The organism is [Bacillus] caldolyticus, from assembly GCF_003595605.1.
In the GTDB taxonomy this organism is placed as follows: Bacteria; Bacillota; Bacilli; order Bacillales; family Anoxybacillaceae; genus Geobacillus; species Geobacillus thermoleovorans.
Genome location: NZ_CP025074.1, coordinates 1,830,012 through 1,842,299 on the forward strand (window position 1 = coordinate 1,830,012; position 12,288 = coordinate 1,842,299).

A 12,288-nucleotide genomic window follows, 5' to 3' on the forward strand; every position below is an offset into this window, starting at 1 on the left:
CGAAAACTCTCCCCTCTCTATGATCGATTTCGCAACCGCTTACATTTTGAGAAAGGGAACAGAACCTCCCTTACTGCAAATCTATTTGTCAATTTATAATAAACTATAACTTTATTATGGAACTATTTTTGTCTATTTTCAATATATTTAGCAAAAAATTTTTTCACATCTTTCTTTCCTTCCTACCTCCCGTCCGCCTTATGCTATAATACAAAAAAGAGAGGTGCTGATCGTGAACCGGGATATGGAAACGCTTTTATCAATGTATGAACAAATTCTCGAAATGATCGACCTTGGCGTCCATGCCGTCGATCAACATGGGAAAACCGTCATTTACAACCGGAAAATGCGGGACATCGAGGGCATGAACATCGAGGACGTGCTCGATAAAAACATTTTGGACGTCTTCCGCTTCAACCCGGAGCAGCCGAGCACGCTGCTAGAAGCGCTGCGCACCGGCAAGAGCATTCTGAATCAACAGCAAACGTATTTCAATAACAAAGGGCAAGCCGTGACAACGGTCAATCAAACGCACCCGCTGCAAAAAGACGGGCGCATCATCGGCGCCGTGGAAATCGCCAAAGACATCACGAAGTTCCGCAAACTGATCCAAGAACACCACCAACGCAAGGAAGCCAGTCGCACGTTTGCCGATATCATCAGCCAAAGCGAAGCGATGCAAAAGGCCATCCGCCTTGCGCGTCATGCCGCCCGCTCCGAAGCGTCCGTGCTGCTCATTGGGGAGAAAGGGACAGGAAAAGACTTGCTCGCTTCCTGCATTCACCATGAAAGCGAACGGCGGGCCAAGCCGTTTTTTGCGCAAACGTGCCTGTCGCTTCCGGATGATTGGATGGAAACGATGCTGTTTGGCAGCGAAGAAGGCGGCGAGATCCAGCCCGGTTTGTTTGAACAAGCGGACGGCGGCACTGTGCTGCTTGACGATATCGACTCGTTAAGCCTGCCGCTTCAACAAAAACTCGCCCGTTTTCTGCAAGAAAAACAGTTTGTCCGCGCCCATGGCCAAAAACCGGTTCATGCAGATGTTCGCCTCATCGCCTCGACAAGCGGCGACCCGATTGACGCGGTCCAAAACGGAGAATTGATCAAATCGCTTTACTACCAAATTGCCGTCCACTGCATCGTCCTGCCGCCGTTGCGCGAACGGAAAGAGGACATTTTGCCGCTCGCTATCCATTTCATCCGTCAAGGCAACGAGCGCTATGGCCTACATGTCGAAGGACTCGGCGATGACGTGCAAGAGGCGTTTCTTGCTTACAGCTGGCCCGGCAACGTGCGCGAACTGGAGGCCGTCATGTTGGAAACGATGGCGACGATGGAACAAGAACAAACCATCACCCTCGCCCATCTGCCTGCCCCTTTTCGAGCCAAGCTGGCGCCCGACGAAGCGAAAACGGACTTTTTGTTCGATACGGAAGATATGTTGCCGCTTGACAAATACATGGAAGAAGTCGAAATTTACTACATCCGCAAGGCGCTGCAGCATCACGGCTTCAACATCACAAAAACGGCCAAAGCGCTTGGTTTGAGCCGACAAAACTTGCAATACCGCATCCGCAAGTACCAGATTGATAAGGAATGGGGATAAGCTGCAGTTGGCGATCGTACGGCCAAAAGGACAGGGGAGGTCGCTGTGGATGATCGACGCTCATATGGGCTAATAAAATGTTAAAATTGATATGAAATATCAAAATTTTTCAATAAAATATATTAACTTTATTATTACCCGTGGTGCTAGTTGAGCTTTAGCGCTCAACTAGCCCAAGTGTAACCAGGGAATAAGCTAACAATATACCGTCTAGTGCCACTTCAAATCCGATAATCGAATTGGCTCGGATCCCCGTGATGCGATAGTGGTCAACCAGAACCGAGAACACCGTCTCGATCACTTTGCGTTTTTGTTGGATCCATTTCTCCCATGCCTCGGACGCACGATGTTTCTGGTTTTTTCGAGACGGAGTCCAAAGCGCCATTTGGTATTCTTCGTACAGCCTTTTTTGCAAGTCACGGCTAATGAATCCTTTGTCCCCAAAGTTATAGGGATGAGGAATTTGAGTCATCACGCTTTCGGCTGCGATTCGATCGTGGCAAGATGCTTCCGTCACCACATACCCCATTGGCAGCCCTTGATCGGTCACTTGAAGGTGCAGCTTCAACCCGTAGTACCATTGCTTTTTGGAAGCGCAATACCCGATGTCGGCGATCTCTTGAAACCGTTTGACGCGATGCATTCTTGCCGTATGGCACAATGGGAGCGGCAAGCTGTCCACGACGGCATAGGCATGATGTTGGCCGCGTTTTGCTCACGACGGCGATCCATTTGATAGCGAAGCCAAGCGCCCGGCAGCGGCGGTTATACCGGGAACGTTCGAGAAACGAGCCGTTTGTGAACAAATTTCCCGTGACAAAACGATGCCACGCCCGTTCAGAAGTAAAACCGAGCAGCTTTCCTAAAAGATGAATGGCGATGATGACAGCGTCCTCTTGCTTGACCAAATGGCGATTTCGACGATGAAGATGCACCTGAATGCATGAAAGTTGAGCAGAAACAAAAACGAAAATGGCGGCATATTGCTTTTGAATCTTGGCCCGATCTGTAGTAAAATGAAAGTGCTCTTGCATAGGGATCCTCCTTTTTAATGGTTGGTTGCACTTTCATTTTAAGGGGATCCTCATGCAAGGGCTATTTTTATGCTTGTTTGAGTTTATCTAGCACCACGGGTTATTATTGATATTTGTTATATTTTCATATGAAAGGAGGTGGAATGATTGTTTGCCATAAGAGTAGAGCAACATCAAATCAAACAAACTCATTCACTATGGAAGATGTGTGATGACTTATGTTTCAAATCAAAGAATTTATACAATTATGCTAATTACATTGTTAGACAAGAGTTTATAAATAACAATGAATGGATTCGTTATAATTCATTAGATAAGATGTTGAAACACGAACAAGTTTATAAAGAATTACCTGCTCAAACATCGCAACAAATATTAAGATTATTAGATCAAAATTGGAAATCATTTTTTAAAGCTATTAAAGACTGGAGCAAAAACAAAGAAAAATATTTAGGAAGACCAAAGTTGCCTAAATAAAAAGAAAAATGGGCGTAATGTTGTAATATTCACTAATCAACAATGCAAAATTAAAGATGGATATATTAAGTTTCCTAAAACTGATTTAAAACTAAAAATAAAAGTTACCGAAGGGTTGCAACAAGTTAGAATTATTCCTAAAGGAAGCGTTTACGTAATTGAAGTTGTTTATAAAAAAGAAATTCCAGATATGACTCATGAAAGTAACCGTGTTGTTGGTATTGATTTAGGATTAGATAACTTTGCAACTATGGTAAATAACATCGGTGAAACGCCGATTGTTATTAATGGCAAAGGTATCAAATCAATAAATCAATACTATAACAAACAAAAAGCGTATTTTCAAAGTATTTTAAAGAAACAAAATGGGTTAGATTGGAGTAAAAGACTAGAAAAAATAACATTAAAACGGAACAATAAAATTAAAGACTTCATGCATAAAGCAAGTAGATATGTGGTCAATTGGTGTATGGAACGTCATATCGACACCGTTATTATTGGTAAAAACGATAATTGGAAACAAGAGGTTAATTTAGGGAAACGATTAAATCAATCTTTTGTACAAATTCCTTATAATATGTTTATTCAACAATTGCAATATAAATGTGAAGAAGTTGGAATTAAGGTTGTATTAACAGATGAATCATATACAAGTGGAACATCATTTTTAGATGGCGAAGCTCCGACAAAAGAGAATTACGATAAGAGTAGAAGAATCAAGCGTGGTTTGTTTAAAAGTAATAAAGGAATTTTAATAAATGCAGATGTGAATGGAGCGTATCAGATTATTAAAAAAACCCGTGGTGCTAGTTGAGTGTCAGCGCTCAACCAGCCCTAGTGTGACCAAGGAATAAGCCAACAAGATGCCATCGAGTGCCACTTCAAACCCGGCCATGGAATTCGCTCGAATGTCGGTGATCCGGTATTGGTCTACGAGAATCGAAAACACCGTCTCGATGACTTTGCGTTTTTTTTGGATCCATTCTTCCCATGCCTTGGATGGGCCGTGCTTTTGATTGTGTCGAGACGGTGTCCAGAACGCGGCTTGGTGTTCTTCGTACAGCTTTTCTCGAAGAGCGTGGCTGATGTACCCTTTGTCCCCAAAGTTGTAGGGATGAGGGATTTGAGTCATCACCGTTTCAGCGGCTTTGACGTCGTGGCAGGACGCTTCCGTCACGACATAGCCCATGGCCAGCCCTTGATTGGTCACTTGAAGATGCAGCTTGAAACCGTAGTACCATTGCTTTTTGGAAGCACAATACCCCATATCCGCGATCCCTCGAAACCGCTTGACGCGCTGCATTCTTGCGGGATGGCACAACGGAAGAGGCAAGCTGTCGACGACCGCATAAGCATGGTGTTGGCCGCGTTTCGCCAGCTCATGACGGATCCATTTGATGGCGAAACCAAGCGCCCGGCAGCGGCGGTTGTATCGGGAGCGTTCAAGAAACGAGCCGTTTGTGAACAAATTTCCCGTGACAAAACGATGCCAGGCTCGTTCGGAAGAAAAGCCCAGCAGCTTCCCCAAAAGGTGAACCGCCATGACCACTTCGTCTTCTTGCTTGACCAAGTGACGGTTGCGGCGATGAAGATACATTTGAATCAACGACAGTTGGGCAGAAACAAAACAGAAAATAGCGGCATATTGTTTTTGAAGTTTGGCTGGATCTGTAGTAAAATGAAAGTGCTCTTGCATGGGGGATCTCTCCTTTCGAATGTTGGGTGACACTTTCATTCTACTGGAGATCCGCCAGCAAGGGCTATTTTTATGCTTGATCAAGTTTATCTAGCACCACGGGTTAAAAAAGTATCTCCAAATGCTTTTAACAAAAGCTATGGAGTAGAGGCTGTGGTGTTACAGCCATCTAAGATATCCGTATCTTAGTAAAGAGTAATGTTTTTTATTATATTTATTTAATATTTTTTACCATTTTTAACATTACTCATAACATCGAACAAGTCAAAACCATGATCACGGCGAACACAAAACGGCTTTACGGTTGATCTTCCTTATCGTACGATGAAACCAAATCTACATCGAAATGAGGGAAACATGATGGATCATAATGAGCGAGTGCGCCAACAGCTGATCAAAAGCGTTTCCGGGCTGTCGGACGAACAGCTGAACACCCGGGCGGCGAAAGGGAGTTGGACGATCGCCCAAGTGCTCGAACACCTGTACTTAATCGAAACATCGATCACATCCATGATCGCCCATACATTAAAGCATGGCGAGAGCCAGCCGGTTGAGGAAAAACCGATCCACTTGACCGTTGACCGTTCCAAAAAAGTGGAGGCGCCTGATTTCGCCCGCCCGGACAACCGCTTTTTCACTCGACACGAACTGGAAGAAAAATTGCATCAATCGCGGCAACGGTTGCGCCAAATCACGGAGCAAGCCAATCCGGCTGACTTGGAAGCCAAATCGTTCCCGCATCCAATTTTTGGGCCACTGAATTTGAAGCAATGGGTGGAATTTGTCGGCTACCATGAACAGCGCCACCTCGCGCAAATGAAAGAAATCAAGGCACAGCTTCCGTGAGGAGCGGGCGGCTCATCAAGGAAAAAGCCGAGCAACGACCAGCCAAATCCCCGCCCTGCTCGGCTTACAACGATTTTCCATCTTCATGTGAACGCTCCACTGCCCCTGTCACAGCAATTGTTTTCACTTGCTTTAACGTCGCCACGATGAGAAAACTGACAATAACGAGCAAACACCATGAACTCACCTTCCCAAGATGAACAAGGCTCCACGCCTTCGCCTGGTTTGGATATTGCCAAGCGCCAAAAAAGGTGGCGATGTTTTCCGCGATCCAGATGAAAAACCCGATCAGCAAAAACGACAAAACAAGCGGCATCCGGTAGCGGATTCCCCCGACCTCATACGTCACCCATGACCGCCAAAAGACAAGCATGACGAGGCTTGAGAGCCACCAACGAACGTCCACCCAATAATGGTGGGTGAAAAAATTCAAGTAAATCGCCGAAGCGAGAGGAACGACCATCCAAAACGGCGGCCATTGCACCAACTCCACCTTCAGCCTTCGCCACGCCTGGCAAAGATAGCTGGCGACGCTCGCATACATAAAGCCGCTGTACAAGGGCACGCCAAAGATTTTCGTATACCCCTCTTCCGGATACGACCACGAACCCATGCGCACTTTAAACAGCTCGAGCGCAAGTCCAATGACGTGGAACAAGGTGATCACTTTGAGTTCATCCCGCGTTTCCATCCCTGACCGCACCATCCACCATTGCATGAGCAGGCAAATAACAAGCAGCCAATCATACCGCGGCAACAGCGGAAGCGGCGCGAGCTTCGTCAGCGCCAATGAGGCAAAAATGACAACCGGAAACACGCAAGATTGCGCCTGCGCCCAACCGAAGCGAACAAGCTGCACAAACGCTTTGATCAGCCGCGACGTTCTGCCAAACTGGCGCACCCGGACGATCATGAGGCCAAACGGTGGAGATTCGTCCACCGCTAGCTCTTGCTTTTCCCCTTTCAAGCCGTCCCCTCCCTGCTCACGGATTTGACTCCCCTTCATCACTTCGATACTCCAAAATGTCCCCGGGCTGGCAATCGAGCGCCTTGCAAATGGCTTCAAGCGTCGAGAAACGGATCGCCTTCGCCTTCCCGTTTTTCAAGATCGACAAATTCGCCATCGTGATCCCGACTCTCTCCGACAGCTCGGTGACGCTCATCTTCCGCTTCGCCAACATGACATCAAGATTCACGATAATCGGCATGCCATCCACCTCAAATGGTCAACTCATTTTCTTGTTTGATTTCAATCGCCTGCTGCAGCAGCTTTTGCAACACCGCGGCGAACACAGCGATGACAAGCGACGCAAACGGCACAATCAGACCGACGAAGATGACTCCCGGAGCATCGTCTTTCTCGGCGAACAAGTAAAACAGCGGCAAGACAAGCAAATGCAGCCCGCTGATGGCGACGGCGCAATGTTTGATCGTCTTTAACGCTTTCACCGACGCCTCGGAAAACGCGTCGTTTCGGTCAATATACACTAACAACCGGAACGCCTGATACAAAGCGAAGTAGAACGGCAGCGCGGACGCCTCAAACACAAGATAAACAAAATACTTGATCCAAGGGAACGTTGGCACCAGCTTGACAGCCACCTTCGCAAGCGCAGGAACCAAAAATAGGCACAATGCCAAAACCGGAAGGCCGATCAACACTAAAGACGCCTTCAAAAACAACGTTTCCCGTTTCATCGAAACACCTCACTGACTCGTTTTCGACTTTATTGTAATGAATGTCTTATCGTTTATCAATAAATAATTGTTGATTTAAATTAAATTTTTTCTGCAAAACAGCAAAAAGAAAAGACGTCCCCACACGGTAACGCCCGACCATACCTATTGAGACAACAGGCACACCGTATTCACTTCCACGCCGCCCATTACCAATCGATTCGCTTTCCATCCCGGAAAAAGCCGCCGTTCGGCCCGTCAGGCCTGATTCTGCTATTTAACCGCACTCCCCCCAATTACTCGTTTTTCATCGACAGCCCGTGCTTTCGCGGAAATCATAATAGGATACCCTCCTTCAATCCATAAATTTCATCAACACCTGTCTATCATTATAAAAGAAAGAGGGCACTTTCAATGGTTAGATCAAGACAATTCGTTGATTATTCAACAAATTGTATGAAATTATCGATGATCGATTCGATGTTTTCTTTTCCAACATCGTCATCCTCGCAAAGGAACAAACCCTACCAAAGATTCCCGATCATGAGGTCATATCGAAAACAACATCCGCCCGTTTAATCGGCTCTTCGGTTTCCAAATAATAGTCTTCTGCTTTCCAATACCGGTTGATGAACTTTTGGATGTTTTGTTTCACTTGATCGTTTTCACGGGCAAAGCGAATCTCCCGCGGACAATCCAAATAGACGACGAAATCAAAAAACGGCCTCCATTCTTTCCTTTGCAGAAAAACACCTTCAATCATGATCATGTCCGAATCAGAGAGATAAACCGTTCGCTTGGAGTGCGTATCGGTCTCATGATCATAAAACGGGAGGGTCAGCTGGTGGGATGCTTTGAGTTGACGGAACAACTGATGCGTTAGCCACTCCACATCCCACTGTAAATAATAATATTCAAACCATTCCTCGTTTCCCGTATGATAACGTTTGGCTCGCTCGACAATATGATCATCCATGTGAAAAACGCACACGGAGATGCCTTGCTCCCGCAACGTTTGACTCAGCTGATTGGCGAATGTCGTTTTGCCCGATCGGCTTAGCCCATCAATCCCGAGGACCAATCGGCCCGCTGTTTTGATCGCCAAAATGGTCTTGCATAAGAAGTCGATGCGATCACGCAACCCCATCCCCCCTCATGTATTTTTCGGATAGCCTATCTATAAAGGACCAATTCAAAATCGCCCTGCTGCGGCGGAAAAGAAGCGGTTTTTCCCGATGAACTCCGCTGTTTTTTCCGCTGCTTCCGTTTTCCTTTTCCAGCGATCACTTGCTCTAACCCTTTTCCCATTAATTTAAAGGCAAAAATGGCAACGATAAAGGCAACACACGGCCCGACAACAATCCATTGGTCAAGCATCATTTCCCGATAGGAAAGACCGATCAAGCCGGACCATTCGTTCGAAAGGGAGAGCGCCACCTTCTCCGGAGGGCCCAACCCATCGGAATCATATATAACTTTTACGCCTCCTAGCAATATTTGAAACGCCCCGAGATGCACAAGCAGCAAGAGCGACTGCACCGTCTGCTGGGTAAACAGCAAAAACAGCCGCGGCCGCATATACGGGAGAACGTGCTTGCGGATGAGCCAAACGTGATCAGCTCCCATCAGCCGGGAAGAAACGACAAATTCATTTTGCAAAAAGACAGCGATATCATTGCCGATGACCAGCATTAACGGCGGAAGCGCAACAGCCGCAAGCACCAATAGTTGTTTGATCAACACTCCCATTCCAGCTCCTTGCTCCTCCAATGGAATGAAAGCAAAAAAGAGCATCGTTAAAAAGATCGCCGGCACAAACCGAAAGGCGCGGACGATGGACTCGGCAATAAACCGAAATTTCTGCAAATAAAAAGCATACACGATTCCGCCGACCGTCCCAAACACAAGCCGCAGCAAACTGACCGCCAATGCGGTGACAATCGTATATTTCGCCCCATCGATGACTTTCCAAAACACGTCTTCACCTTGGCGATCGACGCCAAACGGGTGGGCCCAGCTCGGCGGGTATGGAGGAACGTCAACGAGCCGCCCAGCCTCATTGTAGATCTGCTTCGGCGGCTGGGGAATGATGTCTTTCAGCCAATAAGAATAGAAAAAACTGGCCAGCAATAGACCAGCCGCGATGATAAACCCTGCCGCAAAATACACGTTGCGGAATGCGCGCATCACGCCACCCCCCTCTCGATTCCCGTCAAATAAGCAATCACTCGTTTCCCGGCCACATCAATGAGGTAAAATGGCAAAAACAGCATGGCAAGACCGATAGCCACTACTTCCGGCGTATGGAGCTGCTCATACAAAAACCGGAACAATCCGTGCATATTAAACAAATATTCCGCCACTAACAAGTTCGACAGCATAAACCAAAACAAATATTGGACGTTAGAAAACACGGTGATCAGCGCGTTGCGGAACATATGGCGCCATAGCACTGCCGTTTTTGACAATCCTTTCGCTAGCGCATATTCGACGTATGGCTTGTCTTTTTCCTCCGTAAACGCAAGAAATGTCATTTGGAACAGCAGAATGGAAGGCAAAATGGAAATCATGACAATCGGCAGCACGTATACATTGTCAAAACCGGCAACAGGATTGACAATAAGCAAATCTGTCTTTTTAAACACCCAGATGACAAACAGTTGCGTAGAAAAAATAAAAATAACATCGGGGATCGACTCAAGAAAAAACGCGATGCCTTTAACCATTTTTTGCAGCGGACGCGGAAGCAAAAAGCAGATGTAGGCTCCCGTAACGGCTATAAGGAAGGAAACAGCCAGCGCCCCCCATAAAATAACAAGGGAATAGGCATACGGCTCCATCATCGTTGAGAGCAGGGGAGCATTGTGCCATTGCGAGAGCGAAACCGTTATATCACGAATAGAAAAAAAGCTCCAAAACAGCTGCTGAAATTGCTGCCAAAATACCGTGATCATTTGCGGGCTCGGGAACAAGGAATAGCTTTGCGCAAACGCGATAATCGCCATAATCGTGAAAATGGTAAGCAACAAATCCGCCAGCACCGTCAAGGCGAGCTTCCATTTCTTCATAAGGCCGATCCCTCCCTCAGAGCACAGGCAAACGATTGCTACATGTTCCTTTCATCTGTAAGCTGCCAGTGCTTGCATGTTAATAAGATGGTGGCGGTGGAGGCAATGTTTCTGCTAACATGGATTGCTGTCCTCCCATTCCATCGCCTATTTTCAAGATGCGGTCATACATTTTAATTCCTACATAGGTTTGTCCGTCTGTTTGATATTCTACCCTGCCCGACGAGTCTTTTTTGATAAGCTCTCCCTTTTCGCCATACTTCTCTTTTACGTGCTTCGGCTGCAATTCTGGCAAAAACATCACATCCAGCTCATATTCCTTAGCTCGCTCCGGTCTTTTCGCGCTCCATGAATAACTTCCGTCTTCCCCAACGTTTACTTTTTCCTCGAGTACCTGTTTGCCCCCCTCGATTTCTTTCATCACAATTTGCACGACGGCGCCTTTTGGCAAATTGCTGTTTCCGTTTAGCACCACTAGGTCACCGATCGTTTTGACCGCACCACCTAATTTTACCGTTTGCTCCACTTTCGGTTTGGCACAGCCAACTAGCACCAATAGCAACAACAACGTAAGGACCACCGTCATTCGGATATCCTTCATAAAAACCCTCCTTATATGTATGTATAAGCATCTTTTAAAAAGAAAAATAGTATACGATGTGAAATATTAGGTTAACCATTTCGTTCAAATGAATCTGATAATCTTTATCCGACGATAAACAAGGCTTCCAAAAATGATTCGGAAAATTCTTTAATATTTACGCCCAACCATCACTATTGCTTTTTTGTTGTTTCTTAAGTTCAACCATGATATGACCAGCTTTGGTATATTTCTAACAATGGTAAATCATTATGATTCTCGGTTTTGTGATGAAATGTACAGTGTCTGGCGAAATGGCCTCTCTTTTAGAAGTATGATGTCAAAGGATTGTTGTTGAAAAACTAGTTTTTCCATTCACTCTTGGAGACAATGGGGGATCTGCATCACTAATTGGTTACCTTCGTGTCTTTTTAGGTGGTTGCTCTGAAATCTTCCATCAATTAACATAAGACTTAGTTCTTTAGGATTTTTCATCCCTGTACTAATCTCGATTTCTTCTGACTGATTTATCACATATAAATAAGGTGTACTATGAACTTTAGATGTATGAAAGAGGTATGCAACTTTGATATATATTATTGATTCATTGATGTTTTCTAAAACAAGCTGATCATTATTCCTTTTATCGTTGTTTATTAACATAATTTTAAACGTTAGTTCGATTGCTAAAGATGAAGCAAGCTTTTTCCGCCTGCTTCATCTCATCCATACAGTGGTTTCTATATCCGTTCCTTTCGCAACCGCTTATAACAGGCTTGTACGTTAGGAGTACCCCAATCACCCTCCGTAATAAAATCCGGTTTCCTTCAGTGTCAGCGGATCTCCTTCCCGATGCACACCGGCATTGATGACTTCGCCTACATAAATATAGTGATCGCCTTTTTCTACTTTTTCGACAACTTTGCACTCAAAGAAGCTGAGCGCATCTTTAAAAATCGGACATCCTGTTTCTTCGGTATAGAATTCGTACCCTGCCAGCTTATTTCCTTCCGGTTCTAAAGATTTAAAGAAAGCGGTGACCATATCCTTCTGGCCTGTTTCCAAAATATTGACGCTAAATACGCCACTTTTGGCAATTTGCTCTTGGGAACGGGTGCCTACTTTCACTGCAACCGCTACCAATGGAGGATTAAAAGACGTTTGTGTCAGCCAGTTTCCCGCAAAAGCATTGGCAGTACCGTTTTCATCTTTTGTGCCGACAATGTATAAACCGTATGTAATTCCACGTAAAGCCGTTTTTTTCGCCTTGGCATCCATGTATGGAACTCCTCCTTCCGTAAAAA

General features: G+C 45.6%; 13 protein-coding genes and 1 pseudogene. 4 read left to right on the forward strand and 10 right to left on the reverse strand.

From position 1 onward, the window contains the following. Nucleotides 1-232 precede the first annotated feature (232 nt). A complete protein-coding gene (locus CWI35_RS09475) occupies nucleotides 233-1,606 on the forward strand; it encodes a sigma-54 interaction domain-containing protein (protein WP_119877697.1) in 1,374 nt (457 codons plus the stop codon). Between the two features lie 157 nt (nucleotides 1,607-1,763). Here the strand turns inward: CWI35_RS09475 and CWI35_RS09485 are convergent. Beyond that, nucleotides 1,764-2,640, reverse strand: a pseudogene (locus tag CWI35_RS09485) (IS982 family transposase). 147 nt (nucleotides 2,641-2,787) lie between these two features. Here CWI35_RS09485 and CWI35_RS18455 point away from each other — a divergent pair. Then, nucleotides 2,788-3,117 (forward strand): hypothetical protein, encoded by a 330-nt coding sequence (locus tag CWI35_RS18455; RefSeq protein WP_205536303.1) that lies wholly within the window; start codon nucleotides 2,788-2,790, stop codon nucleotides 3,115-3,117. A gap of 49 nt (nucleotides 3,118-3,166) precedes the next feature. Then, complete coding sequence (locus tag CWI35_RS18460; protein ID WP_240432180.1) at nucleotides 3,167-3,931, forward strand: RNA-guided endonuclease InsQ/TnpB family protein; 765 nt, start codon at nucleotides 3,167-3,169, stop codon at nucleotides 3,929-3,931. Nucleotides 3,932-3,934: 3 nt separating this feature from the next. Here CWI35_RS18460 and CWI35_RS09495 read toward each other — a convergent pair whose 3' ends face one another. Beyond that, nucleotides 3,935-4,813 (reverse strand): IS982-like element ISGsp1 family transposase, encoded by an 879-nt coding sequence (locus tag CWI35_RS09495; protein WP_015374857.1) that lies wholly within the window; start codon nucleotides 4,811-4,813, stop codon nucleotides 3,935-3,937. A gap of 357 nt (nucleotides 4,814-5,170) precedes the next feature. Here CWI35_RS09495 and CWI35_RS09500 point away from each other — a divergent pair, with 357 nt between their 5' ends. Next, nucleotides 5,171-5,659, forward strand: a complete 489-nt coding sequence (locus CWI35_RS09500) for a DinB family protein (RefSeq protein WP_119877698.1) — start codon at nucleotides 5,171-5,173, stop codon at nucleotides 5,657-5,659. A 64-nt stretch (nucleotides 5,660-5,723) separates the two neighbouring features. Here CWI35_RS09500 and CWI35_RS09505 read toward each other — a convergent pair whose 3' ends face one another. The 8 genes from CWI35_RS09505 to CWI35_RS09540 form a co-directional block, all read right to left on the reverse strand. After that, nucleotides 5,724-6,626, reverse strand: coding sequence for a DUF817 domain-containing protein (locus CWI35_RS09505; RefSeq protein ID WP_174520681.1), 903 nt, complete (start codon nucleotides 6,624-6,626; stop codon nucleotides 5,724-5,726). 16 nt (nucleotides 6,627-6,642) lie between these two features. After that, a complete protein-coding gene (locus CWI35_RS09510) occupies nucleotides 6,643-6,867 on the reverse strand; it encodes a helix-turn-helix domain-containing protein (protein ID WP_013144000.1) in 225 nt (74 codons plus the stop codon). Between the two features lie 10 nt (nucleotides 6,868-6,877). After that, complete coding sequence (locus CWI35_RS09515) at nucleotides 6,878-7,357, reverse strand: DUF2975 domain-containing protein (protein ID WP_011229691.1); 480 nt, start codon at nucleotides 7,355-7,357, stop codon at nucleotides 6,878-6,880. A gap of 520 nt (nucleotides 7,358-7,877) precedes the next feature. Beyond that, entirely contained in the window at nucleotides 7,878-8,483 is a 606-nt protein-coding gene (locus CWI35_RS09520; RefSeq protein ID WP_240432104.1) for a kinase, read from the reverse strand. 26 nt (nucleotides 8,484-8,509) lie between these two features. Further along, entirely contained in the window at nucleotides 8,510-9,523 is a 1,014-nt protein-coding gene (locus tag CWI35_RS09525) for an ABC transporter permease (RefSeq protein WP_060788409.1), read from the reverse strand. After that, nucleotides 9,523-10,404, reverse strand: coding sequence for an ABC transporter permease subunit (locus CWI35_RS09530; protein WP_060788410.1), 882 nt, complete (start codon nucleotides 10,402-10,404; stop codon nucleotides 9,523-9,525). The genes CWI35_RS09525 and CWI35_RS09530 overlap by 1 nt, the downstream gene beginning before the upstream one ends. Nucleotides 10,405-10,483: 79 nt before the next feature. Further along, a complete protein-coding gene (locus CWI35_RS09535) occupies nucleotides 10,484-11,005 on the reverse strand; it encodes a hypothetical protein (RefSeq protein ID WP_047817667.1) in 522 nt (173 codons plus the stop codon). Between the two features lie 777 nt (nucleotides 11,006-11,782). Beyond that, complete coding sequence (locus tag CWI35_RS09540) at nucleotides 11,783-12,262, reverse strand: flavin reductase family protein (RefSeq protein WP_011886640.1); 480 nt, start codon at nucleotides 12,260-12,262, stop codon at nucleotides 11,783-11,785. Between the last annotated feature and the right edge of the window lie 26 nt (nucleotides 12,263-12,288).